The 23,513-nt window shown below is 37.7% G+C and carries 29 protein-coding genes; 7 read left to right on the forward strand and 22 right to left on the reverse strand.

Annotated elements, in window-relative coordinates; translation table 11 throughout:
• Positions 1 to 130: 130 nt before the first annotated feature.
• From rplF to DWZ63_RS03900, 20 genes are all read right to left on the reverse strand, one after another.
• Positions 131 to 673, reverse strand: coding sequence for a 50S ribosomal protein L6 (gene rplF / locus DWZ63_RS03805; RefSeq protein WP_022224482.1), 543 nt, complete (start codon positions 671 to 673; stop codon positions 131 to 133).
• Positions 674 to 732: 59 nt separating this feature from the next.
• Positions 733 to 1,134, reverse strand: coding sequence for a 30S ribosomal protein S8 (rpsH, locus tag DWZ63_RS03810; RefSeq protein WP_022014872.1), 402 nt, complete (start codon positions 1,132 to 1,134; stop codon positions 733 to 735).
• 14 nt (positions 1,135 to 1,148) lie between these two features.
• Positions 1,149 to 1,334: a type Z 30S ribosomal protein S14 gene (locus DWZ63_RS03815; RefSeq protein ID WP_022014871.1), complete on the reverse strand. Its 186-nt coding sequence runs from the start codon at positions 1,332 to 1,334 to the stop codon at positions 1,149 to 1,151.
• Positions 1,335 to 1,346: 12 nt separating this feature from the next.
• Positions 1,347 to 1,886, reverse strand: a complete 540-nt coding sequence (gene rplE, locus DWZ63_RS03820; RefSeq protein WP_022014870.1) for a 50S ribosomal protein L5 — start codon at positions 1,884 to 1,886, stop codon at positions 1,347 to 1,349.
• Between the two features lie 23 nt (positions 1,887 to 1,909).
• Positions 1,910 to 2,215, reverse strand: a complete 306-nt coding sequence (gene rplX, locus DWZ63_RS03825; protein ID WP_022014869.1) for a 50S ribosomal protein L24 — start codon at positions 2,213 to 2,215, stop codon at positions 1,910 to 1,912.
• A gap of 16 nt (positions 2,216 to 2,231) precedes the next feature.
• The gene (gene rplN / locus DWZ63_RS03830) at positions 2,232 to 2,600 is read right to left on the reverse strand and encodes a 50S ribosomal protein L14 (RefSeq protein ID WP_022014868.1); all 369 of its coding nucleotides are present in this window, start codon (positions 2,598 to 2,600) and stop codon (positions 2,232 to 2,234) included.
• Positions 2,601 to 2,693: 93 nt separating this feature from the next.
• Positions 2,694 to 2,951: a 30S ribosomal protein S17 gene (rpsQ, locus tag DWZ63_RS03835; RefSeq protein ID WP_082440773.1), complete on the reverse strand. Its 258-nt coding sequence runs from the start codon at positions 2,949 to 2,951 to the stop codon at positions 2,694 to 2,696.
• Positions 2,952 to 3,004: 53 nt separating this feature from the next.
• Entirely contained in the window at positions 3,005 to 3,202 is a 198-nt protein-coding gene (gene rpmC / locus DWZ63_RS03840; RefSeq protein ID WP_022014866.1) for a 50S ribosomal protein L29, read from the reverse strand.
• The gene (gene rplP / locus DWZ63_RS03845) at positions 3,192 to 3,629 is read right to left on the reverse strand and encodes a 50S ribosomal protein L16 (RefSeq protein ID WP_022014865.1); all 438 of its coding nucleotides are present in this window, start codon (positions 3,627 to 3,629) and stop codon (positions 3,192 to 3,194) included. The genes rpmC and rplP overlap by 11 nt, the downstream gene beginning before the upstream one ends.
• On the reverse strand, positions 3,629 to 4,297 hold the full coding sequence (gene rpsC, locus DWZ63_RS03850; RefSeq protein WP_022014864.1) for a 30S ribosomal protein S3: 669 nt from the start codon (positions 4,295 to 4,297) through the stop codon (positions 3,629 to 3,631). Before rpsC ends, rplP begins: the two co-directional genes overlap by 1 nt.
• Before the next feature lie 32 nt (positions 4,298 to 4,329).
• Positions 4,330 to 4,719, reverse strand: coding sequence for a 50S ribosomal protein L22 (rplV, locus tag DWZ63_RS03855; RefSeq protein WP_022014863.1), 390 nt, complete (start codon positions 4,717 to 4,719; stop codon positions 4,330 to 4,332).
• 76 nt (positions 4,720 to 4,795) lie between these two features.
• A complete protein-coding gene (gene rpsS, locus DWZ63_RS03860; protein ID WP_022014862.1) occupies positions 4,796 to 5,068 on the reverse strand; it encodes a 30S ribosomal protein S19 in 273 nt (90 codons plus the stop codon).
• A gap of 121 nt (positions 5,069 to 5,189) precedes the next feature.
• Positions 5,190 to 6,035: a 50S ribosomal protein L2 gene (gene rplB, locus DWZ63_RS03865; RefSeq protein ID WP_055945172.1), complete on the reverse strand. Its 846-nt coding sequence runs from the start codon at positions 6,033 to 6,035 to the stop codon at positions 5,190 to 5,192.
• Between the two features lie 105 nt (positions 6,036 to 6,140).
• Entirely contained in the window at positions 6,141 to 6,440 is a 300-nt protein-coding gene (gene rplW, locus DWZ63_RS03870) for a 50S ribosomal protein L23 (protein WP_022014860.1), read from the reverse strand.
• Positions 6,440 to 7,063 carry a 50S ribosomal protein L4 gene (gene rplD / locus DWZ63_RS03875; protein ID WP_022014859.1) on the reverse strand — a complete coding sequence of 208 codons (624 nt, stop codon included), beginning with the start codon at positions 7,061 to 7,063 and terminating at the stop codon, positions 6,440 to 6,442. The genes rplW and rplD overlap by 1 nt, the downstream gene beginning before the upstream one ends.
• Before the next feature lie 26 nt (positions 7,064 to 7,089).
• The gene (gene rplC, locus DWZ63_RS03880) at positions 7,090 to 7,773 is read right to left on the reverse strand and encodes a 50S ribosomal protein L3 (RefSeq protein WP_055945175.1); all 684 of its coding nucleotides are present in this window, start codon (positions 7,771 to 7,773) and stop codon (positions 7,090 to 7,092) included.
• 209 nt (positions 7,774 to 7,982) lie between these two features.
• Positions 7,983 to 8,300, reverse strand: a complete 318-nt coding sequence (rpsJ, locus tag DWZ63_RS03885; protein ID WP_022014857.1) for a 30S ribosomal protein S10 — start codon at positions 8,298 to 8,300, stop codon at positions 7,983 to 7,985.
• A 483-nt stretch (positions 8,301 to 8,783) separates the two neighbouring features.
• Entirely contained in the window at positions 8,784 to 9,071 is a 288-nt protein-coding gene (spoVG, locus tag DWZ63_RS03890) for a septation regulator SpoVG (RefSeq protein ID WP_055945177.1), read from the reverse strand.
• Between the two features lie 101 nt (positions 9,072 to 9,172).
• The gene (glgD, locus tag DWZ63_RS03895) at positions 9,173 to 10,294 is read right to left on the reverse strand and encodes a glucose-1-phosphate adenylyltransferase subunit GlgD (RefSeq protein ID WP_055945180.1); all 1,122 of its coding nucleotides are present in this window, start codon (positions 10,292 to 10,294) and stop codon (positions 9,173 to 9,175) included.
• Positions 10,291 to 11,565: a glucose-1-phosphate adenylyltransferase gene (locus DWZ63_RS03900; RefSeq protein ID WP_022014854.1), complete on the reverse strand. Its 1,275-nt coding sequence runs from the start codon at positions 11,563 to 11,565 to the stop codon at positions 10,291 to 10,293. Before DWZ63_RS03900 ends, glgD begins: the two co-directional genes overlap by 4 nt.
• A 501-nt stretch (positions 11,566 to 12,066) precedes the next feature.
• Here DWZ63_RS03900 and murC point away from each other — a divergent pair.
• The 4 genes from murC (at position 12,067) to DWZ63_RS03920 (ending at position 17,287) form a co-directional block, all read left to right on the forward strand.
• Positions 12,067 to 13,449 carry a UDP-N-acetylmuramate--L-alanine ligase gene (gene murC / locus DWZ63_RS03905; RefSeq protein ID WP_118498771.1) on the forward strand — a complete coding sequence of 461 codons (1,383 nt, stop codon included), beginning with the start codon at positions 12,067 to 12,069 and terminating at the stop codon, positions 13,447 to 13,449.
• 249 nt (positions 13,450 to 13,698) lie between these two features.
• On the forward strand, positions 13,699 to 14,844 hold the full coding sequence (locus DWZ63_RS03910; protein WP_118498773.1) for a DnaD domain protein: 1,146 nt from the start codon (positions 13,699 to 13,701) through the stop codon (positions 14,842 to 14,844).
• 221 nt (positions 14,845 to 15,065) lie between these two features.
• Complete coding sequence (locus DWZ63_RS03915) at positions 15,066 to 16,058, forward strand: ATP-binding protein (RefSeq protein WP_022014851.1); 993 nt, start codon at positions 15,066 to 15,068, stop codon at positions 16,056 to 16,058.
• A gap of 56 nt (positions 16,059 to 16,114) precedes the next feature.
• Entirely contained in the window at positions 16,115 to 17,287 is a 1,173-nt protein-coding gene (locus tag DWZ63_RS03920; RefSeq protein ID WP_055945185.1) for a ribose-phosphate pyrophosphokinase, read from the forward strand.
• A gap of 539 nt (positions 17,288 to 17,826) precedes the next feature.
• Here the strand turns inward: DWZ63_RS03920 and DWZ63_RS03925 are convergent.
• The gene (locus DWZ63_RS03925; RefSeq protein ID WP_055945187.1) at positions 17,827 to 19,551 is read right to left on the reverse strand and encodes a methyl-accepting chemotaxis protein; all 1,725 of its coding nucleotides are present in this window, start codon (positions 19,549 to 19,551) and stop codon (positions 17,827 to 17,829) included.
• 17 nt (positions 19,552 to 19,568) lie between these two features.
• Positions 19,569 to 20,786 (reverse strand): BMP family ABC transporter substrate-binding protein, encoded by a 1,218-nt coding sequence (locus DWZ63_RS03930; RefSeq protein ID WP_118498775.1) that lies wholly within the window; start codon positions 20,784 to 20,786, stop codon positions 19,569 to 19,571.
• 450 nt (positions 20,787 to 21,236) lie between these two features.
• On the opposite strand from DWZ63_RS03930, the gene DWZ63_RS03935 reads away from it, so the two are divergent.
• From DWZ63_RS03935 to pyk, 3 genes are all read left to right on the forward strand, one after another.
• The gene (locus tag DWZ63_RS03935; protein ID WP_118498777.1) at positions 21,237 to 21,653 is read left to right on the forward strand and encodes a hypothetical protein; all 417 of its coding nucleotides are present in this window, start codon (positions 21,237 to 21,239) and stop codon (positions 21,651 to 21,653) included.
• 67 nt (positions 21,654 to 21,720) lie between these two features.
• Positions 21,721 to 21,861 carry a hypothetical protein gene (locus DWZ63_RS15615; protein WP_182431439.1) on the forward strand — a complete coding sequence of 47 codons (141 nt, stop codon included), beginning with the start codon at positions 21,721 to 21,723 and terminating at the stop codon, positions 21,859 to 21,861.
• Positions 21,862 to 21,889: 28 nt separating this feature from the next.
• Positions 21,890 to 23,308 (forward strand): pyruvate kinase, encoded by a 1,419-nt coding sequence (gene pyk, locus DWZ63_RS03940; protein WP_022014845.1) that lies wholly within the window; start codon positions 21,890 to 21,892, stop codon positions 23,306 to 23,308.
• Positions 23,309 to 23,513 lie beyond the last annotated feature (205 nt).

A 23,513-nucleotide genomic window follows, 5' to 3' on the forward strand; every position in this document is an offset into this window, starting at 1 on the left:
TCAGACAAAAGCTCGAAAATACTTCGTATTTCCTCGCTCGCGGGCGCGTTCGTATGCTCTCCACAGCAATATTGTCATGTAAACATGACATTTGCTGTCAAGACCATCCTCACTTTTGCCTTCACGAAATTTATTTTTTACCTGTCTTACCAACTTTACGTCTGATAACCTCATCAGAGTATTTGATTCCTTTACCCTTATAAGGTTCCGGAGCTCTCTTTTCTCTGATTTCAGCTGCGTACTGGCCGACTTTTTCCTTATCGATACCTTTAACGATAATTTTGTTCTGTCCTTCAACGATTACTTCAAGACCTTCTGGATCTTCCATCTCAACAGGATGAGAATATCCAAGAGAAAGTGTAAGTTTCTTTCCCTGTTTCTGAGCTCTGTAACCAACACCGTTTACTTCGAGCTCTTTCTGATAGCCCTCTGTAACACCTACAACCATGTTGTAGATAAGAGTTCTAGTAAGACCATGTAAAGATTTCATTTTCTTAAGATCGTTTGGACGGTTTACGATAACTTCCTCGCCCTCTTTCTTAATTTCCATCTCTGCAGGTAAAACTCTCTCAAGAGTTCCCTTTGGTCCTTTTACAGTCACTTTATTATTTTCTGCAATATCAACAGTTACACCTGATGGTATCGCGATAGGCATTCTTCCGATACGTGACATATGCCGCACCTCCATATTTTCTTTCGGTTTATATTAAGCTTAGGGTTGCATCGTCCGGATTACCAAACAAATGCAAGAACCTCGCCGCCAACATTTTCTTTTCTAGCTTCCTTGTCTGTCATAACACCCTTGTTTGTAGAAATGATTGCAATACCAAGTCCACCAAGTACCTTAGGAAGTTCATCTTTTCCGGCATAAACACGAAGACCAGGTTTAGAAATTCTCTTGATTCCTGTAATAATCTTCTCGTTCTTGTTTGCGCCGTATTTTAATGTGATGTGGATCATCTTGATTCCATCAACATCTATCATTTCAAAATCCTTAATGTAACCTTCTTTTTTGAGGATTTCAGCGATAGAAACCTTCATTTTTGAGCCAGGTACATCTACTGTATCATGCTTTGCAGTGTTTGCATTACGGATTCTTGTAAGCATATCTGCAATAGGATCGCTCGTCATCATCTTAGTTTACCTCCTTACCAGCTTGCTTTCTTCACGCCTGGAATCTGTCCTTTATAAGCTAACTCACGGAAGCAGATTCTGCAAATTCCGTATTTTCTTAAATAAGCATGTGGACGACCACAAATTCTACAACGGCTATACTCTCTTGTAGAGAATTTAGCTTTGCGCTGCTGCTTAACTTTCATAGAAGTCTTAGCCATGAAATTACCTCCTTATTTCTTGAAAGGCATACCGAACTGTGTTAATAATTCACGAGCCTCTTCATCAGTTTCAGCGGTAGTAACAAATATAATGTCCATACCTCTTACTTTGTCTACTTTGTCATATTCGATTTCAGGGAAGATTAACTGTTCCTTGATTCCAAGTGCATAGTTACCTCTACCATCAAATGCATTAGGGTTTACACCTCTAAAGTCACGTACACGAGGTAATGCTAAATTTACAAGACGATCTAAGAACTCATACATCTTGTCGCCACGGAGTGTAACTTTACATCCGATAGGCATGCCTTCTCTGATTTTGAAGTTAGCAACAGAGTTTTTAGCCTTTGTTGTAACAACTTTCTGTCCGGCGATGATTTCAAGTTCAGCTACTGCTGCATCTAAAACTTTTGAATTTTCTTTTGCTTCACCAATACCCATGTTGATAACGATCTTTGCGAGCTTTGGTACCTGCATAACATTTTTATAACCGAATTTGTCGGTCATTCCTTTAACGATCTCATTCTGATAAGTCTCTTTTAAACGAGTCAAAGCTAACTGCCTCCTTTCTGAAATTAGTCGATTACTTCACCAGTTGCTTTTGCATAACGAACCTTCTTGCCATCTTCAATCTTGAATCCGACACGTGAAGCTTTTCCATTGCTAACATACATAACATTTGATACATCAATTGCTGCATCCTGCTGTACGATACCACCCTGTGGATTTGCCTGGCTTGGCTTAGCATGTTTTGTAACCTGGTTGATGCCCTCAACAACGACTTTACCATTCTTTACAGAACTTACTTTGCCTTCTCTGCCTTTATCTTTACCAGCGATCACTCTTACTGTATCGCCCTTTTTAATCTTGCTAGTTGCCATTTTGTGTGACACCTCCTTATAACACTTCTGGTGCTAATGAAACGATTTTCATGAACTGTTTGTCTCTTAATTCTCTAGCGACTGGTCCAAAGATACGAGTTCCTCTTGGTGTCTTGTCATCTTTGATGATTACTGCTGCATTCTCATCAAATCTGATGTAAGAACCATCAGGACGGCGTGTACTATTTACTGTACGAACTACAACGGCTTTAACAACATCACCTTTTTTTACAACTCCGCCTGGTGTTGCATCTTTGACAGAAGCAACGATGACATCACCGATGTTGGCATATCTTCTGGTTGAACCACCCATAACTCTGATACAAAGAAGTTCTTTAGCACCTGTATTATCAGCTACTTTAAGTCTTGATTCCTGCTGTACCATGTTTACCTCCATTTTCTGCCGCATAATAATGCGGTTATCAATCACGAATATATATTAACTTGTCTTACATACGCTCTATATAATATTGATGAATTATTTAGCTCTCTCGATAACTTCAACAAGTCTCCATCTCTTATCCTTTGATAAAGGTCTTGTCTCCATTACTCTGACTCTATCACCAATCTTGCATGTATTTTCTTCATCATGAGCCTTTAACTTGTAAGTTCTCTTGACGATCTTGTTGTAAAGTGGATGCTTTACGTTATCTACGATTGCAACAACGATTGTCTTATCCATCTTATCGCTTACTACTTTACCTACACGAGTCTTTCTAAGATTTCTCTCCACGATCGTGTCCTCCTTTCAAAGTTGATTGCGTTCAACATGTTAATGAGTTATGCAAATTAATTCTGTGCTGCGAGCACTGTCTTAATTCTGGCAATATTTCTCTTAACCTCTTTGATTCTACTTGTATTGTCTAACTGATTTGTTGCATTCTGGAATCTTAAATTGAAAAGTTCCTTCTTTGCAGCATCTAAATCAGCGTTTAATTCTTCAACAGATTTATTTCTTAATTCCTCTAAAAACTGCTTACTCTTCACTGCCCGCACCTCCTTCTAAGTCTGCACGAGATACGATCTTACACTTAACAGGTAATTTGTGTGTTGCAAGACGTAAAGCTTCTCTGGCTACTTCTTCAGATACACCTGAAATTTCAAACATTACACGACCAGGTTTAACTACTGCTACCCAATATTCAAGAGCACCTTTACCTTTACCCATTCGAGTTTCGGCTGGAGTCTTTGTTACCGGCTTATCTGGGAAAATCTTAATCCAAACTTTACCACCACGCTTGATGTAACGTGTCATAGCAATACGGGCTGCTTCAATCTGGTTTGACTTAATCCAAGCCGGCTCCATTGCCACAATACCGAAATCACCATTTGTGATCTTATTTCCTCTGAGCGCTTTTCCTGTCATTCTACCGCGGAACTGCTTACGATGTTTAACTCTCTTAGGCATTAACATTATTTATCGCTCCCTTCCTTTTTGGCATTGTTCTTTGTTGGAAGTACTTCACCATTGTAGATCCATACCTTAACACCAACTTTACCATAAGTTGTGTCAGCCTCTGCGAAACCATAATCAATATCTGCACGCAAAGTCTGAAGTGGAATAGTACCTTCGCTGTAGAACTCTGTACGAGCCATATCAGCTCCACCAAGACGACCTGAAACAGATGCCTTGATACCCTTTGCACCAGTCTTTAATGTTCTACCCATTGCAGACTTCATTGCACGACGGAAAGAAACACGGTTCTCTAACTGTGCAGCAATGTTCTCAGCTACTAACTGAGCGTGTTTGTCAGGGTTCTTAACATCCATGATCTTGATGTCAAGTGCTGTCTTTCTAGCAATAACTTTTGCAAGCTCTTTCTTTAATTTCTCTATTTCCTCGCCGCCCTTACCGATTACGAAACCAGGCTTAGCTGTATGAATAATAACTCTAACTTTGTCAGTAGGTCTTTCAATCTCAATTTTTGAAATTCCGGCGCTGTATAACTTCTTCTTTACGAACTCTCTAATCTTGTAATCTTCTACAAGGTAATCTGCAAATTTCTCCTCTGCAAACCAATTAGAATCCCAGTCACTGATAACGCCGACTCTTAAACCATGAGGATTAACTTTCTGTCCCATTATATTCTCCTTTCATAGACCAGATGCAATTATTAACGCTCGTTAAGAATAATTGTAATATGGCTCATTCTCTTTTCGATGCGGTAAGCTCTACCCTGAGCTCTTGGTCTGATTCTCTTCATTGTCGGTCCTTTATTTGCGAAACACTCTTCAATGTATAAATCAGCAGGATTCATTCCATTGTTGTTTTCAGCATTTGCAACTGCAGACTGTAATAATTTTAAAATGATGCTTGAAGCATATCTTGGGTTGTATGTTAAAATACCGATTGCTGTCTCTACATCTTTGCCTCTGATGGCATCTAACACATAACAAGCCTTCTGTACTGATACTCTAGCGTATGATAATTTTGCTGAAGGTCTAGTGTCTTTCTGGTTCTCATTTCTCTCTCTCTTTATTTGAGATCTATGTCCCTTTGCCATTTGATGAAGCCTCCTTTCAAGTTCTGTGAAATTGCTACGGTGGCTTGTGCCACACATAGCATCATCAATTTATATATTATCTCTTCTTTTCGTCTTTACCATGACCTCTGTAAGTTCTTGTAGAAACGAACTCGCCGAGTTTGTGTCCAACCATATCCTCTGTAACATAAACAGGTACATGCTTTCTTCCATCATGTACTGCGAATGTCAAACCTACGAATGATGGGTAAATAGTGGAACGACGAGACCATGTCTTAATAACCTGCTTGTCACCTGATGCTACCTGAGCATCTACCTTCTTAAGAAGGCTGGCATCAGCAAAAGGTCCTTTTTTTAATGAACGTGCCATTGTATCCTCCATTCTGCCGGTATAATGATCACCGGCTAATCCAATTCAACTCATGTGGCTGCCTGTTAAATAAATTATTTAGCTAAGGCTGAAGCCTTACTTCAACATTTCTCAGCATATATTATTTAGTTAAGGCTTTACCATCTCTTCTTCTAACAATCATCTTATTTGACTTGTTGTTCTTCTTACGTGTCTTAAGACCAAGAGCAGGTTTACCCCAAGGAGTACATGGACCCGGACGTCCGACACTGGTCTTACCTTCACCACCACCGTGTGGATGATCGTTAGGGTTCATAACAGAACCACGAACTGTAGGTCTGATACCCATGTTACGTTTACGTCCTGCTTTACCGATGTTTACAAGTGCATGCTCACCGTTTCCGATAACACCGATTGTTGCACGGGCACCGATAGGTACCATTCTCATTTCGCCTGAAGGAAGTCTGAGCGTTGCATACTTTCCTTCTTTAGCCATAAGCTGTGCACTGTTTCCTGCTGCACGTACAAGCTGTCCACCCTTACCAGGCATAAGCTCGATGTTGTGAATCTGTGTACCAACTGGAATATTCTCAAGTGGGAGACAGTTTCCAACTGCGATCTCAGCATCAGCACCGTTCATAACTTTCTGTCCAACCTTAAGTCCTTCTGGAGCAAGGATGTAAGCTTTCTGTCCATCAGCATATGCGATAAGTGCAATGTTTGCTGTTCTGTTTGGATCATACTCAATACTCTTTACTGTTGCTGGAACACCATCTTTATTTCTCTTAAAATCAATGATTCTGTATTTTCTCTTTGAACCGCCACCGCGATGTCTTACAGTAATCTTACCCTGAGCATTACGACCAGCGTTCTTCTTCAATGACACTGTGAGCGACTTCTCAGGTGCAGCCGTTGAAAGCTCTGTTCTGTCAACAACTGTCATGTGTCTTCTAGAAGGTGTATATGGGTTAAATGATTTAATTCCCATGACATTTTCTCCTTTCAATACTCATTATAAAATGATTCGCGCGATAGGTTTTCCACGCGATATTTCCGACCTCTGGATGCTTTATCTCATCTTTAGGGCTGTATCTTACAGACCTTCAAAGATTTCGATGTCCTTGCTATCCTCTGTCAACTTAACAATAGCTTTCTTAGACTTAGCTGTCTTTCCAACTGTTCTACCACGGCGACGTGTCTTTCCGTCTAAGTTCATTGTGTTGACTTTAGCAACCTTTGTTCCCTCAAAAAGCTTCTCAACAGCTTCTTTAATCTGAGCCTTAGTTGCTTCTGTGTGTACAGCGAAAGTGTACTTCTTTTCTTCCATAGCTGTCATAGATTTCTCTGTGATAATAGGCTTCTGGATGATGTCATAATACTTTAAATCTGCCATTATGCGTACACCTCCTCGATTTTAGCTACAGCACTCTTTGTAAGAATAACTGTCTCATATTTCATAATGTCATATACATTGATTGCATTTACAGGAACAGTTCTTACTCCTTCAATGTTTCTTGCTGAAACTGCAACATTTGCATTGTCCTCACCATCAAGGATTACAAGTGCTTTGTTTACTTTTAATGCATCAAGTACAGCAACCATTTTCTTTGTCTTAATCTCATCAAATTTAAGAGAATCTAATACGAAGAATTTTTCTTCATTTACTCTTGTTGTCAAAGCAGACTTAATTGCTCCTGCTTTCTCTTTCTTGTTCATCTTGAAAGAGTAATCTCTAGGAGTTGGAGCGAAAACGATTCCGCCGCCTGTCCACTGTGGAGCTCTTGTAGAACCCTGTCTTGCATGACCTGTTCCCTTCTGTCTCCAAGGCTTTCTTCCACCGCCTCTGACCTCTGAACGAGTCTTAGCTTTCTGTGTGCCCTGACGTTTATTTGCAAGCTGTAAAACAACAGCCATATGCATTAAATGTTCATTTACTTTTGCAGCGAATACATTGTCATTTAAGTCCATCTTGCCAACTTCGCTACCTTCCATATTATAAACAGATACGTTAGCCATCTGTGTTTTCCTCCTTTCTAAAAGAATTATTTAGAAGCCTTAACGCTTTCCTTTAATACTACACAAGCTTTCTTAGGTCCCGGAACAGCTCCCTTAACTAAGATTAAGTTCTGCTCTGCATCTACCTTTACGATTTCAAGGTTCTGGATAGTAACTTTTACTGAACCCATCTGACCAGGCATCTTCTTACCCTTGAATACACGGCTCGGATCTGAACAAGCTCCATTTGAACCTGCGTGTCTGTGGAACTTAGAACCATGTCCCATAGGTCCTCTGTGAAGACCATGTCTCTTGATTGCACCCTGGAATCCTTTACCTTTTGAAGTTCCTGTTGCATCGATCTTGTCGCCTGCTTCAAAGATATCAGCTTTGATTTCCTGACCGAGTGTGTACTCTTCAGCGTTTTCAAACTTGAATTCTTTCAGATATCTCTTTCCAGAAACACCAGCCTTTGCAAAATGTCCCTGTAATGGCTTATTAACACCATGACTTCTCTTGATTTCTTTTTTACCTGAGGCATCTTTTGTGATAACTTTATCTTTCTTATCAACAAAACCTACCTGAACTGCACTGTATCCATCATTGTCAACTGTCTTTACCTGTGTTACATAGCAAGGACCAGCCTGAAGTACAGTGACTGGAGTTAAAACTCCGTTTTCATTAAAGATCTGTGTCATACCGACCTTTGTAGCTAAAATAGCTTTATTCATTGTTTTGCACCTCCTGTTAATCTACAGCGGATTTCAAATTCTAAAAAATTTGAAATCATCCTAGACGGTCTATAATGTGCAAGTTCGTAAACCAAAAACTCGAACCGCATATTACGCGATTTATATATAAACCCTAAGGACTTACTCATTTCAAATAGGAATTCTTTCTTATAATATAAGAAACATTCCAAACTGAGATATTCTCAGAATTATTTTTCTTTCATTTTAAGATTGACTGCTACGCCAGAAGGAATATCCATCTTAGTAAGAGCTTCGATAGTCTTCTGTGTAGGAGCGATAACATCAATCAGTCTCTTGTGAGTTCTCTGCTCGAACTGCTCTCTGGAATCCTTGTACTTATGAACGGCACGAAGAATTGTTACAACTTCCTTCTTTGTTGGAAGAGGTACAGGACCGCTAACCTTTGCCCCGTTTTTCTTCAATGTCTCAATAATCTTTCCAGCAGCATGATCGATCTGATTGTGGTCATACGCTTTAAGTGTAATTCTCATTACATTTGTTGCCATAAAAAAAGCCGCCTCCTTTTCGCACTTTTTGCAGACATACTGATCTGGCTTTTTGCCAAGTCTGCTAATTTCAGCGGAACAAGTGGTGACTGTACACTTATCCGGGTGTTTCCTGCTATGGTTTACAATTAAGCCGCAGAAAATCCCGCCTTATCTAAATATGTTTCCTAATGTTACATATAAGATATCAAATTGTTGTACAGTGACTTGTCGCCAGTTTCCTAACTTGACATTCGCTCCACGGAAAACCTGCCATCAGGGCAGCAACCTCACGCTTCACAGCTATCAATGTCACAGCAGTTGCTATTATACACCGACTCAAAAGGTTTTGCAAGCCTTTTTTCAGTTTTTCACAACTTTTTTCATTTTTCTACAAAATGCACAAAAAGCATCGTTTTTATACGATGCTTTTAGCGATTTTTACCTTATACCATTTTTATATTTTCTAGTTTTACAGTATCACATACTAACTGCTGCCGCATATTATTCCTCTGCAGTTTCATTTTCCCTGATTTCTTTAACAGCTTCTTCATACTTTGCAAGTATCTCACTCTGAAGCCTGTCACGCATATCTGAATTTATAGGATGTGCTATATCACGATATTCACCGTCTCCCGCACGTCTGCTTGGCATTGCAATAAACAGTCCTTTGTCGCCATCTATGACTTTTATGTCATGAACAACAAATACATCATCAAACGTAACCGATACAACAGCTTTCATCTTTCCTTCTTTTGTAAGCTTTCGTACTCTTATATCTGTTATCTGCACAGCTTAACCCCCTTTTTTCCTTTATCACCACAACACATCATGACAAACTGCCATGATGTGCTAATGCTTTATATATTCTTTTTTAAATGTATTTCTTCCTATTATAGTGCATATCTTTCATTCTTTTCGATAACAATCTTTATCTGACCATTTTCTCCTACATAACTTGTATTTGCCCTGATAGTATCACGGCTCTCAACTATGCAGTTTTCAATGTGAGTATTATCTCCTATATATACATCATTTAAAATGATGGAATTTTTGATAGTACAGTTATTTCCAACATACACCTTTTTAAACAGAATAGAATTTTCTACCGAACCGTTTATTATACAACCGCTCGAAACAAGACTGTTCTTCACATTTGAACCGAGATTATATTTAACCGGTGGAAGATCTTCAACCTTTGAATATATATCAGGATACTGTCTAAAGAAGTAATCTCTCACATCTTTCTTAAGAAAATCCATATTTGTATTGTAATAAGAATCAACTGATGCGATATTGCTCCAATATGTATCCATCTTATAAGCATATATCTTCTTGACATTTTTATATCTTATAAGAATATCTGTTACAAAGTCATGTCTTTCTTCCTCAGCAGCTTTTTCTATAAGTTCTATAAGCTGGCGTCTTCTTATTATATATATACCCGTTGAAACCTGACGACCGTCTGTCGTGATAGGCTTCTCCTCGAAGTCAGTAACTCTGCCGTCAGCATCGGTATTTATAACACCAAATCTACTTGGATCATCTCTCTCATCAACCGTCGATGTAACTATAGTAATGTCTGCTTTTTTTGCAATATGATATTCGAGCACTTTTGCGTAGTCCATTTTATAAACGCCATCACCTGAAGCGATTACAACATATGGTTCATGGCTTGATTTGAGAAAATCAAGGTTCTGTGCTATGGCATCGGCAGTTCCTCTGTACCAATAACTGTTTTCCGGTGTAGTCGTAGGCGTAAACACATACAGACCTCCCTGCTTTCTTCCAAAATCCCACCACTTTGATGAATTGAGATGTTCATTAAGTGATTTTGCATTGTACTGTGTAAATACAGCTACTTTCTGGATATGCGAATTGCTCATATTGCTAAGAACAAAGTCAATACTCCTGTATCCGCCGGCGATAGGCATAGCTGCCACTGCCCTTTTGTTTGATAACTCTTTCATTCTGCTGCTGTTTCCTCCAGCAAGCACGATTCCTATTGCTCTCATACCTTATCACCTGCCTTAATCAAACTTTCACCACTGTCGAGCAATCCGTTTGGATAATCGCTAAGTTCCGTCACTCCTGATATAGCCGTATTCTTTCCTACACTTACTCCATCCGGGATAACACTATCCTCACCTATAGTCGCAAGTCCGAAAGCATATATATCAGGCTTAAACTTGTTTGGTTTTTCTTCACCGACACCAATCTTGCAATTCTTTCCTATCTTTACACTTTCTGCAATTATAGCCTTGTCTATAACAGTGCCCTCATCAATATATGATGAACTCATAATGATGGAGTCTCTTACTACAGCTCCGGGTGCAATATATACACCGGTACCTATAACAGAATTACTTACATTGCCATATATCTCTGAAGCTTCACCTATAATCGATCTGTCAATAGACGCTTCATCTGATACAAACTGCGGTGGAATCTTATCACTCTTTGTATAAATCTTCCAATACTCCTCATAAAGATTAAATACAGGTATAAGGTCTGTAAGTTCCATGTTTGCTTCCCAGTATGCTCCGAGTGTTCCTACATCTTTCCAGTATCCGTTGTACTCATATGCAAAGATGCGTTTTCCCTGCTCATGGCAATAAGGAATAATATGTTTTCCAAAATCACACGCCGGCTGGTCTTTAAGCTTTATGAGTGCCTCTCTTAAAACAGGCCACGAGAATATGTAAATACCCATTGAAGCAAGATTGCTTCTCGGATGCTCAGGTTTTTCCTCAAACTCCTGAATCTTTCCGCTATCATCAGTTATCACTACACCAAATCTGCTTGCTTCCTCGATAGGAACCGGAATCGTTGCAAGTGTAACATCAGCCTTATTTGCCTTGTGAAAATCAAGCATGACCTCATAATCCATCTTATAAATATGATCTCCGCCAAGTATAAGCACATAGTCAGGATTAAAATATTCCATGTATTTTAAATTCTGATAGATTGCATTTGCCGTTCCCGTGTACCATTCACTGCTTGCACTCTTTTCATATGGTGGCAGTATAGACACACCACCTACATTTCTATCCAAATCCCACGGAATACCTATTCCAATATGTGTATTCAGCCTAAGTGGCTGGTACTGTGTAAGAACACCTACCGTGTCTACTCCTGAATTAATGCAGTTGCTAAGCGGAAAATCAATAATCCTGTACTTTCCTCCGAATGACACTGCCGGTTTTGCAACATCAGCAGTGAGAACTCCAAGTCTTGAGCCCTGTCCGCCTGCCAAAAGCATCGCTATCATTTCTTTTTTAATCACACTATCACCCCTTTTATGTTTTTTCGTTTGAAATTCATATATATACAGTCACCCATTACTTGTCCACCTATAAGTTCAAGGCAATGGAATAAACCATTTATGACCTTTTACGAAATTTCATATTTCACAATTACGGATTTTTTTTGTGACAATATAGTATATTCATTCCCCGTGCAATTTATTATAACACATCATGAACAAAATGTGAACAAATTCGTCATTTTTTTTAAACTATTTTTTGTAATATTTAACAAATTTTTTCATAATTTACCTATTATGTATAAATATTTAGCAAAAATTTCTTTGTTGTTCCTTTAGTTCATCAGCTTTTTCTCTTTAATTCTAATTTTTAATTCGTGCATCCATAATAAGTTTTTTAATCCCTTTTAATTACAAATAATTTATATTTTTATTACATTTTTATTTTGTAATTGTTTTTTTCCATTCATTGTTTTAATATAAGAAGAGATAACTTATAAAAACAGATAGGACGGTGGAATTATGTATCAAATAAATCTTAATAATCCATGCAAAGTATTTTTTATCGGAATCGGGGGTATAAGCATGAGCGGTTTCGCCCAGCTTCTTCATGAAAACGGCTTCAATGTCTGTGGCTCAGATATGAAAGAAAGCAAGATAACAGATCATCTTGAGAGCTTAGGCATAAATATCATATATGGACAGAAAACCGAAAATATTACAGCAGATATTGACTTTGTGGTTTACACTGCTGCAATTCATCCTGATAATCCTGAATTTGTCAGGGCAAAAGAGCTTGGTATTCCTATGATGGAAAGAGCTGAAATGGTAGGTCAGGTCATGAAAAATTATCCAAATGCCATCGGCATTTCCGGTACTCACGGCAAAACTACTACCACTTCAATGCTGTCACAGATTTTTCTTGCGGCAAAAAAAGACCCTACTATATCAGTAGGCGGTATTCTTGATGCAATAGGCGGAAATATCCGCATCGGCCATTCAGAGAATTTCATCACTGAAGCCTGCGAGTACACAAACAGCTTTTTAAAATTCCATCCTACAGCAGGAATCATCTTAAATGTCGATGCAGACCATCTTGATTTCTTCAAAGACATTGACGACATAAGACATTCATTCCGCAAATACGCAGAACTTATACCAGAAAACGGTGTCCTTGTTATAAATAAGGATATTGACAAATTAAACGAGATAACAGACGGACTCAAATGCAAGGTCATCACTTTCGGTCTTGATGATGGTGCCGATTACTCTGCAGCAGACATCAGCTTTGATGAAAAAGGTCATGGCTGTTACACACTCATAAGAAACGGCCAGAAAACAGATATGCAGATTAAGCTTAATGTAGTTGGCAGGCACAATATATCAAATTCACTTTCGGCAATAGCTTTATCAGAATATTATGGAATAGACGAAGCTTCTATATTAAATGGTCTTTCTGATTTTGTCGGAACTGAACGCCGTTTTGAACTTAAAGGTACATTTAACGGTGTTACTGTCATTGATGATTATGCACACCATCCGACAGAAATCGCAGCTACACTTGCTGCAGCACAGAAATATCCACACAAACACCTCTGGTGCGTTTTCCAGCCGCACACTTACAGCAGAACAAGAGCTCTTTTAAAAGAATTTGTGCAGGCTCTTTCACTTGCAGAAAATATTGTTCTTGCTGATATTTATGCTGCCAGAGAACAGGATCCGGGCGATATTTCATCAAAAACACTCCAGGCGGAGCTTGAAAAACTTGGCAAAAAAGCATACTATTTTCCAAGTTTTGATGAAATTGAAAAATTTTTACTTGAAAATTGTATCAACGGTGATTTGTTGATAACTATGGGTGCCGGAAATGTAGTATCCATAGGCGAAGCACTCGTCAACAAATAAGTTATCCACATTATCCACAATAGATTGTTAATAATTCTTCACAATCCATTGTGGATATTTTTATTCCCGGTATAATAGGTATTTCAGGCATTTTGTCCTATTATTAACATTTTCCACATTATCCACATTTTATCAATCCACATAGCTGTTTTACATCAATGACTTGAAACATTTTTAAAACATGATAAAATACAATTCGGTGGACTATTTATATCATAAATTTTATACTACAAAGAAACGAGGTTTATCATGGAAAATGTTTTCTCCTGTACGGGATATATAAAACCGAATACAGTGATAAGCAATGCTTTTATCGAGCATTTTATGCTTGATGCAAACGGCAGTTATGTAAAAGTTTATCTTTACCTGTCAGAATATATCCAGGCTGGAAAAACGGACATATCGGTTTCCGAGCTTGCTGATAAAATGGACAGCACCGAAAGAGATATTATTCGTGCTTTACAGCATTGGGAAAAAAAAGGGCTTATCTGCATCACTGTTGATAATGAAGATAACTTAATTTCCATAGATATGTATAACCCTGATGATGTATATGAATCCATAAAGAAGTATACACAGACTGACGAAGTAATTGATGATATAGCAAGTACTGAACAGATGCCTTTTTCCGGCACTAAAGAAACAGAAAACAGATTTTTAAACAGCAAACCTGTTACTGTCTCTCCTAAACAATTAAAAGAACTTGCCTCAAATCAGGATTTTAAATGGGCATGTCAGGTTATCGAATCGTTTCTTGAAAGACCGTTCAAGCCAAATGAGATAGAACTTATATCATATCTTTATGGTACATTGCACTTTTCTTCCGACTTACTTCTTCATCTTTATGAATATTGTATCTCACTCGGAAAGAGTAATTCAAGCTACATACAGGCTGTTGCATTAGCCTGGCATGAGCGCGGTGTAAAAACACCTGAAGATGCAAAAAAAGAATCTACTGATTACAATACGGCACATACCGCCATATCAAAAGCGTTTGGACTTGGAAGACCTCTCGCAATGATTGAAAAACAGTTTGTTGAAAAGTGGCAGAAAGACTGGAGCATTGACTTAAGCGTAATTCTTGAAGCGTGCAACCGCACAATGTTAAAAATCCAGAAAGCAGACTTCAAATATACAGATGGCATACTCGACAACTGGCATAAATCAGGTATAAAAACATTACTCGATGTTGAAAAAGCTGACGAAATATATGCCAAGAACAAAGCTGATAAAAAATCACAAAAGGATAACTCAAATTCAGGCAGCTACAGATATAACACAACAGGCAGCTCCGTTAATGGTTATGTAAAGAAAAACCAATTTAACACTTTCAGACAGAGAGATACATCTCACGCTGAGATAAGTGAACTTGAAAAAAAACTTTTAAACAGATAATAAAGATTTGCACGCTGAACCAGCAACAGCAAAACTTTCCATCTATGTGCTCTCGGAATTTTCTGAACGAAGAATTTCGATATGGATTTTTGATACACAATGACATTTTCACAGTGCGTACACAGTGTACGAAAAATGAAAACAGTATATCGTAAATCCAGCCAAAACAACTCGTTTTAAGAAGATACCGAGAGTACATATCTTTATAATGGAGGAAATTTATGGGATTATCAAACACTCAATATCGTGATATCATGTATAAGTATGACCAGTTGAGATTAAAAAACAAACGCATTGTTGCAGCAAGATATGAAAAGCTTTTTAACAAAATTCCAAAACTTAAGGAAATTCAAAATGAAATCATCAATCTTTCCACAAATCAGGCACGCATGGAACTTCTTAGTCCCGATGAAAAACTTGATGAACAGACATACCGTGAAAAAAAATCACAGCTTGTCAGCAAAAAGATTGAACTTCTTACAAAAAACGGTTATCCGGCTGATTATCTTTCGCCTATCTATTCATGTAAAGACTGTATGGACACAGGATACATTGATAATAAACCATGCCACTGTCTTAAACAATATGAGATAAATTCTTTATATGCCAATTCAAATTTATCTGATATACTTGAAAAAGAGAATTTTAATACTTTTAACCCGGATTTTTATGATAATAGTCATATTATAGAAAATTTATCATTAACAGCGCGTGAAAATATTCTCAGAGTCAGAGATGTTTGTCTTGACTTTGTTAAACATTTTGACACGGCATATGATAACCTCATCTTTTATGGTGAAACCGGTGTTGGAAAAACTTTTCTTACACACTGCATAGCAAAAGAGCTTTTAGACACCTCGCATACCGTTGTGTACTTGACTTCTTTGCAGCTTTTTGATATTTTAGAAAAAAATAAGTTCTATAAGACTGATGAGTATATTAACAACGAACAAGTCTCATACATTCTAAACTGTGAACTGCTTATCATTGATGATCTGGGCACAGAACTGGCAAACAGTTTTACAACTTCCCAGTTGTATTATTTTATAGAAGAAAGACACATGAAACAAAAATCAACAATTATATCAACAAATCTCTCATTTCAGGAATTGAGAGAACGATACAGTGAGCGTATCTTTTCAAGATTTACCGGATATTATAATTTTTATATGATAGCCGGTGACGATATACGCATTAAGATTGCTATCTCTTAACCTGGGAAAATTATTTATTTTCCTTTATCCAAATACATTATGGAGGACAAACTATTATGAAACGACATGACAAATTAGCTGAAACAATCCCTTATGGTACTCTCGGTATTCTTGCACTTGAGAGCAGCAGGGACATGGGAAAAAGAGTCAATGACTATATTGTTGACTGGAGAAATGACAGAGCACAAAATCATGCTACTGCGGCTTCTTTTGCAGGCTACAACAGAGACTCATTCATCATTGATTCAGCGTGCCCAAGATTTGGTTCCGGCGAAGCAAAAGGTATTATCAGAGAATCAGTCAGAGGTCAGGATCTTTATATCTTAGTAGATGTATGTAACTACAATCTGACTTATACTGTATGTGGTCAGACAAATCATATGTCTCCTGATGACCATTATCAGGATCTTAAGCGTATTATTGCCGCTGTCGGTGGCAAAGCAAGACGAATCACTGTTATTATGCCTTTCTTATATGAGAGCCGCCAGCACAGAAGAAGTGCACGCGAATCACTCGATTGTGCCCTTGCACTTCAGGAACTTACACAGATGGGTGTTGAGAGTATTATCACTTTTGATGCACATGACCCTCGTGTTCAGAATGCCATTCCTTTAAAGAGTTTTGAAACGGTTCAGCCGACATACCAGTTTATAAAAGCTCTCCTTAAAAATGTCGATGACCTCAAGATTGATACTGACCACCTTATGGTTATCAGTCCTGACGAAGGTGCTATGGGACGCGCCGTTTATTATGCAAATGTCCTCGGTATTGATGTAGGAATGTTCTATAAACGCCGTGATTACAGTAAAATTGTCGATGGAAGAAATCCTATCATAGCACATGAATTTTTAGGTTCAGACCTCAAAGGAAAAGATGTTATTATTATTGATGATATGATTTCTTCAGGCGAAAGTATGATAGATGTTGCCACAGAGTTAAAGAGAAGAAAAGCTAACCGTATATTTGTAGCTGCTACATTTGGTCTTTTCACAAACGGAATGGAAAAATTTGATGAAGCTCACGAAAAAGGACTTATCGACAAAGTTCTTACTACAAATCTTGTATATCAGCCTGAAGAAGTTCTAAAAAGAGATTACTATATCAATGTTGATATGAGCAAATATGTTGCTCTTCTTATTGACACACTCAATCATGACCAGTCAATAAGTGATCTGTTAAACCCTACTGAAAGAATACAGGCTGTTCTTAAGAAATACGGACAGATTTAATCATATTTATATATTTTAAATTTTTAATATACAATACTTATACAAGTACAAATAAATTATTTTATTACTTTAAAATAATACTTTTTAAAAGCACCGACAAAAAACATACCTTCTGTCGGTGTTTTTTTAGATTTTGTTTAGATTTAAGGGCTTATTTTCACAATCACTTCATAAATGAAACACAAAACAAACACAATTAACATATATAATGTACTTATAAACATAAATGAAGCGGGTGAGTAAAACAAAAGTAGGAATTTAAACATACAGTGATTCTTATTTTTGTCACCTGTTTCGACAACAACTAAATTAGCTTATTGACTTATGTTTGAGATAGATTCTTTTTCATTTTTTTCATTTGGGTCTGTGATAGCTCCCTCTATCGCAGACCAACTCCTTTTTGTACCGTACTTAATCAACAATTAAGTACACATTTTTTACATTATTTTTTGAACTATCAGCAAAGACTGATAGTTCAATCCTCTTTTTTCTTTAAAGATAGTAAAAGCCTTATCACTAATGATAAGGCTTTTACTATCTTATATTTGCTTTTTTCTGAATTTTTCAACCGACTGCATCATTTCATTAGCGGCTGTATTGACATTCACGGACATACTACTGACATTCTTCACAACTTTAAGGACTTCCTCACCGGCTTCCATTGTCTCTTTTACATTTTCCATATTCTTGTTTGCTGCCGCATTAAGTCCGTTAATATCCTCAGCTATATATGTAGTCTCGCCTTCCAGTCTCTCCGTGGCTTCCCTAATATTTGCAACACCTTTTGCTACAAGGTTTATGCGGTCTTTTACCTTTTCAAATATCTTTCTGGTATTGTTCATATCATCCGACTGTCTGTTTATCGCATCCTGAACCATTTCCATAGTCTCTACTGTTCTCTCAGAATTTTTTCCGAGATCCATTATCATTTTTTCTATGTCGGCTGATGCCGCATTACTCTGTTCCGCAAGTTTACTTATCTCAACAGCTACAACAGCAAAACCTTTTCCACTCTCCCCGGCTCTCGCCGCTTCTATGGACGCATTTAAACTCAAAAGATTTGTCTCCTCTGCAATGGACGCTATAAGATTTACCGCTTCTTTTATCTTATCAACAGAAATATCCGTCTCGCTCGTCTGCTTTCTTATCCTCTCTATCGCATCAAGAACTTCTTCGTTTGAATTGTAAAGATTTTTAAGACTGTTATCGACCTCTCTGCCCGTTCCAAGCATATCATCCGCTGCATCTGAAAGTCCGTCTGCCTCGTCCCCGGTCTGTTTGAGCATCATGTTGATATTATTGACATTGTCATCAACACTTGCAGTCACTTCTGCCTGATTTTTGGCACTTTCAAGCACACTCTTAAGATTTTCACTTATCGAATCCATAGCGTCACTTGCCTGCCCTGCGATATTACTCATATCCTGAGATGCAACATCAAGACTAAGTGTATTATCCGATATTGCACCTATCATATTGCCAAGACTTTCACGAAGGCTTTTCGTACCGGCTGAAAGTTTACCTACTTCATCTTTTCTGCCGAGATTTTTCCGGTTTATACTTACATTTAAATTTCCCGATGCCATATTTTGTACGACAAGTACACTATCCTCTATCGCCGATGCAATTTCCTTTGATGCAAGTACGCTGACAAGTATCGTTAAAATAAGCACGATACCTAATATCAAAAACAACAGTCCGCTAACGAGATTTATCGTCTTATCAACTTCCCTTACCGGCATACCGGCAAATATCATTCCTATTATGTCATCACTGTTATTTTGCTTTACTGGGATGTAATAGCCATAATACATAGTCCCCTCTACGCTGACACGACTTGTAAATACATCCTTTCCTCCCTCAAGAACATTTTTCTTTAGATAATCTCCTGCCTTAGAACCAAGAATGTAATCACCTTTTTTATCTTTTAGGGAAGTTACAAGCCTTTTATCCCCATAAAAAAATGTGAGACTGCTTCCAGTTTTCTCGCTCATTTCCGTAACCAGCTTTTGGGAAAGCGATACATTGTATGTACCTTTCCATATCTCACCGTCATCATTTTTGAAATACTCACCTGAATTTTGATTGTAAGCGGCACTCAAAGCCTCCGCCGTCGCCTTAAGTTCATTTTTTGTCTTGTCAAGTAAAGTATTTTTTATAACCGTATTATTAATCACCATCACGGCTATACATACTACAAGAATTGGCAAAAGTGCCACAAATAAAATCTTATATTTTAATTTCCAGTTTTCAAATCTCCTCATAACGGCATACCCCCTGTCTATTTCCAGTTTATCAGCGATACATTGTGATAATACCAGTTTATCTTTCCTGTTATAGTGGCATCATCAAGTGTCTTTCCCTCTTTTCCTACAGTCTTTCCCGTGTTTGTCTTTAACACTCCGTCAAACACTCCAAACTTTCCTGAAATGATATTTTCCTTTGCTTCTTTTATCTTATCCGCTGTGTCGCTCTCACAAAGCGATGACAATTCTGTAAGACTTACAAGGTTCTCTTTCATTCCACCATAATAATTTTTGCCATCATATGAAGCATTGATGATACTGCTTATATATGATGTGTAATAAGCACTCCAGTTCCAGATAACAGATGTGAGCGTTGCTTTTGGTGTCTCCTTACTCATATCTGAATTGTAACCTATCGACCATGTACCATTGTCCTGTGAAGCTTCCTGTGGTGCTGTCGTATCACAATGCTGTGCCAGCACATCACACCCCGCTGCTATAAGTGCATCTGATGCTTTTTTTTCATCATCCGGTGCGTACCATGAATTTGTCACGGCAACTTTTACCTTTGCAGCCTTGTTTACCGACTCAACACCTATCGCAAATGCGTCAACACCTCCGGTACACTCACTGTTATCCGTACCCATAGCAGAAACATAACCTATCTTATTTGTCTTTGTCTTAAGCCCTGCAACTATACCTGATAAATATCTCGTCTGATAAATTCTGCCGAAATAGTTCGTAAAGTTTTTGCCATTGCTCAGATACCCAGTTGCATTTGCAAAATATATGTCAGGATATTTCTCCGCAAATTCTTCAGTCTGGTTCATATATCCCCAGCTTGTCGTAAAGATTACATTACATTTCTTATCAACACAATCCTGCAAGGCTGCTTTTATAGCTTTCTCATCACTATCACTTACACTTTCTTTTCTTACTATCTGATTATCCGACAGACCGATATTGTTCGCCATACCCTGAATACCTATCTCATGTGCATATGTATAACCTGAAGTCTCCGATGCACTTCCTATATAAAGAACACCTATCTTCAGCTCATCTTTAGAAATAGTCTTCATTCCGGCTTTGTTCGTATCGGCAGCCTTTTTCGCCGTATCTGAGTTCTGTGATACCTCCGTCTTTTCGCCTGTATCATTAGTGACCATGTCAACGATTTTCCCTCCGCTCCCACAGGATGTCAAAGAAAACACCATGCAGAATGTCATTAAAAGTGATAATATTTTCCTTTTCATACATATGCCTCATTTCTGCACACATTTTTGCATTTTTAGTGATTACGCCCTCACATAAAGTGTAAACACCAATACATAAAATTTGTGCCAAGTGTGCCCAGACACAAAACTATTCATGATTTTTATTATTCTATACCACTATAATCACGGCATATAACCGCTTATTTTTATACATAAACAAGTATTTTTTGTACATATTTTATCATAATACGACATAAAAACAAATAAAATAATCAAATTTTTTTTAATTTTTCTTTTAGTTGTCGAAAAACGACGATAATTTCGCGAGTAATCAGACTCTTTCAATTTCCTTTGCGGTATATTAGGACATTATCATAAATGGTTCATAATCCAATAAATTTTACAAAAATATATTTGCCCTATTGATATCAATGTGCTATTCTTATAAGTAATTTATGAGCGGCTTTTTAAAAAGGAGGTGGAGCAGATATGCGTTTCAATGAAAAACAATGCAGATATACAAGTTTACTTGTTACATTGTGTATAATTCTTTCCTGCCTTGTTTCTTACACATCAACCATATCCACACCTTTTATTGATCAGGCTGCATCTGTTCATTCTGAAGAGGCAATATATAATTTATCCATAACATCTTCCGGCGAAGATATATGTACTCCAGAGATGCTTGGCAGACAGGAGCTTATATCCCGTCCTGAGATTTCTCATAAAATACGAACTTTTTCAAACACCTACAAATCGCTGCTGTATTTGGCAAACATATCTGATACGATACATATCCCTCTGTATCAAGGTCTTTCTGAATATATTTCAGTCGCTTGTGAGCCGAGGTCAACAGCCTTTATCATCGATTATATACATATGAAGGATGGAAAAAAGAAAATTTAACATAGCTTTTTATCATATGTACGGTTAAAAAAATCACTGTACCAACATATATCAGGAGGGAAAAGTTATGTTACGAATCATTTTGATTATTATCGGTATATTATTCATTGTTGGTCTTACCGCATTTGGATTGTGGTTTTCGGGCAGCGATATTGATGCTACCGGCGAACATGGCGATGATATGATAAATAAAAGCACTGAAAAGTAAATCGTCTAATCGAAAGGAGCTACTCATCATGAGAAAAACTAAAATTATTTGTACCATTGGTCCGGCAAGTGAAAGCGAAGAGACATTAAAACAAATGTGCTTAGCAGGCATGAATGTTGCGAGACTTAATTTCTCTCACGGAACTCATCCAGAACATCAGCAGAAGATAGACAGAATCAAAAAAGTAAGAGAAGAACTTGGTCTTCCAATAGCGATAATGCTCGACACAAAAGGTCCTGAATACAGGATACGCACATTTGAAAATCATAAAATTACTTTAAAAGATGGTGACACCTTTATATTTACTACTGACGAGGTTGAGGGAAACAATAAGCGTGTATCAGTCAGTTACAAAAATCTTATAAATGAGCTGAAAATCGGTGACACCATCCTTGTAAACAATGGCTTACTTATTTTTGAGGTTGCTAAACTCAAGGGAAATGATGCAATATGTAAAGTAATTGTCGGCGGAGAAATGTCCGACCGAAAGAGCATGAATTTCCCTAATCATGTGATGACTGGTCCTTATCTGAGCGAACAGGATAAAAAAGACTTGCTTTTTGGTATCAAAAATGAGGTCGATTTTGTTGCAGCATCTTTTGTTTCAACAAAGCAGGATTTACTCGACCTTAGAAACTTCTTAAATGAAAACGGCGGTTCAGATATTGATATTATCGCTAAGATTGAAAACCGCTCAGGTGTCGAAAACATTGAAGAACTTTGCGAGATTGCTGACGGAATCATGGTTGCAAGAGGTGACTTAGGTGTGGAAATTCCATTTGTAGAAGTTCCCGCCATCCAGAAATATCTTATCAAAAAATGCAGACTTCTCGGAAAAAGAGTTATAACTGCTACTGAAATGCTTGAATCAATGATACAGAATCCTCGCCCTACGAGAGCTGAAATCTCTGATGTTGCAAACGCAGTCTATGATGGTTCATCGGCAATAATGCTTTCGGGTGAGTCAGCTTCAGGAAAATACCCTGTCGCTGCCGTTAAAAACATGGCAGAAATCGCATTATATACGGAAAAGAATATTGACTATGCAAAACGCTTCAGAACCACTGAATACAGAATAAAGGATAATACTGATGCCATATCGCACGCTACCTGTGCAATGGCTATTGATACAAACGCAAAGGGTATTGTCATAAGTTCACTTTCAGGAAATACAGTTCGTATGGTAAGCCGTTTCCGCTGCCCTGTTGACATAATCGGCATGACAACATCCATAAAAGCATGGAGAAAATTAAATTTGAGTTGGGGGGTAACTCCTGTTCTCAGCGAGGAATTTAACTCTGTTGATGTCATGTTCTATCACGCAATGAATCATGCAAAGAAAATATTTAACTTAAACAAAGGCGACAATGTTGTCCTCACCGGCGGTCAGGTGAGCGGTGTATCAGGAAAAACAAACACTATTCGCGTAGAAGCCGTTTCAAAATAAACCGATGGATAGTATTCATGATGAATAACATTCATCATATGAATATTTATTCATCATGTAAATTATGCTTATATTTTTATATCAAAACCAGTAAAACTTTATCATGTATGGATATTTTGCCTATTGTTCCATGCATGATACAGAACAAAAACATAGAACAGCCGGATTCGATTTTATCGAACCCGGCTGTTTTTATTGCACTTAC

It is taken from the genome of Clostridium sp. AF34-13 (genome assembly GCF_003477845.1).
GTDB lineage: Bacteria > Bacillota > Clostridia > Lachnospirales > Lachnospiraceae > Butyribacter > Butyribacter intestini.

Coding starts and splice junctions, on each gene's coding strand:
- pyk (WP_022014845.1), top strand. CDS start 21,890: ATGAGAAAAACTAAAATTATTTGTACCATTGGTCCGGCAAGTGAAAGC.
- DWZ63_RS03815 (WP_022014871.1), bottom strand. CDS start 1,334: ATGGCTAAGACTTCTATGAAAGTTAAGCAGCAGCGCAAAGCTAAATTC.
- glgD (WP_055945180.1), bottom strand. CDS start 10,294: ATGAGAGCAATAGGAATCGTGCTTGCTGGAGGAAACAGCAGCAGAATG.
- DWZ63_RS03915 (WP_022014851.1), top strand. CDS start 15,066: ATGGGATTATCAAACACTCAATATCGTGATATCATGTATAAGTATGAC.
- murC (WP_118498771.1), top strand. CDS start 12,067: ATGTATCAAATAAATCTTAATAATCCATGCAAAGTATTTTTTATCGGA.
- rplC (WP_055945175.1), bottom strand. CDS start 7,773: ATGAATAAAGCTATTTTAGCTACAAAGGTCGGTATGACACAGATCTTT.
- DWZ63_RS03930 (WP_118498775.1), bottom strand. CDS start 20,786: ATGAAAAGGAAAATATTATCACTTTTAATGACATTCTGCATGGTGTTT.
- DWZ63_RS03925 (WP_055945187.1), bottom strand. CDS start 19,551: ATGAGGAGATTTGAAAACTGGAAATTAAAATATAAGATTTTATTTGTG.
- rplB (WP_055945172.1), bottom strand. CDS start 6,035: ATGGGAATTAAATCATTTAACCCATATACACCTTCTAGAAGACACATG.
- DWZ63_RS03910 (WP_118498773.1), top strand. CDS start 13,699: ATGGAAAATGTTTTCTCCTGTACGGGATATATAAAACCGAATACAGTG.
- rplP (WP_022014865.1), bottom strand. CDS start 3,629: ATGTTAATGCCTAAGAGAGTTAAACATCGTAAGCAGTTCCGCGGTAGA.
- rpsS (WP_022014862.1), bottom strand. CDS start 5,068: ATGGCACGTTCATTAAAAAAAGGACCTTTTGCTGATGCCAGCCTTCTT.
- DWZ63_RS03920 (WP_055945185.1), top strand. CDS start 16,115: ATGAAACGACATGACAAATTAGCTGAAACAATCCCTTATGGTACTCTC.
- rpsC (WP_022014864.1), bottom strand. CDS start 4,297: ATGGGACAGAAAGTTAATCCTCATGGTTTAAGAGTCGGCGTTATCAGT.
- rpsH (WP_022014872.1), bottom strand. CDS start 1,134: ATGATGACGAGCGATCCTATTGCAGATATGCTTACAAGAATCCGTAAT.
- rplD (WP_022014859.1), bottom strand. CDS start 7,063: ATGGCTAACGTATCTGTTTATAATATGGAAGGTAGCGAAGTTGGCAAG.
- DWZ63_RS03935 (WP_118498777.1), top strand. CDS start 21,237: ATGCGTTTCAATGAAAAACAATGCAGATATACAAGTTTACTTGTTACA.
- rplF (WP_022224482.1), bottom strand. CDS start 673: ATGTCACGTATCGGAAGAATGCCTATCGCGATACCATCAGGTGTAACT.
- rplN (WP_022014868.1), bottom strand. CDS start 2,600: ATGGTACAGCAGGAATCAAGACTTAAAGTAGCTGATAATACAGGTGCT.
- rplW (WP_022014860.1), bottom strand. CDS start 6,440: ATGGCAGATTTAAAGTATTATGACATCATCCAGAAGCCTATTATCACA.
- rplV (WP_022014863.1), bottom strand. CDS start 4,719: ATGGCAAAGGGACATAGATCTCAAATAAAGAGAGAGAGAAATGAGAAC.
- rpsJ (WP_022014857.1), bottom strand. CDS start 8,300: ATGGCAACAAATGTAATGAGAATTACACTTAAAGCGTATGACCACAAT.
- rplX (WP_022014869.1), bottom strand. CDS start 2,215: ATGGCAACTAGCAAGATTAAAAAGGGCGATACAGTAAGAGTGATCGCT.
- DWZ63_RS15615 (WP_182431439.1), top strand. CDS start 21,721: ATGTTACGAATCATTTTGATTATTATCGGTATATTATTCATTGTTGGT.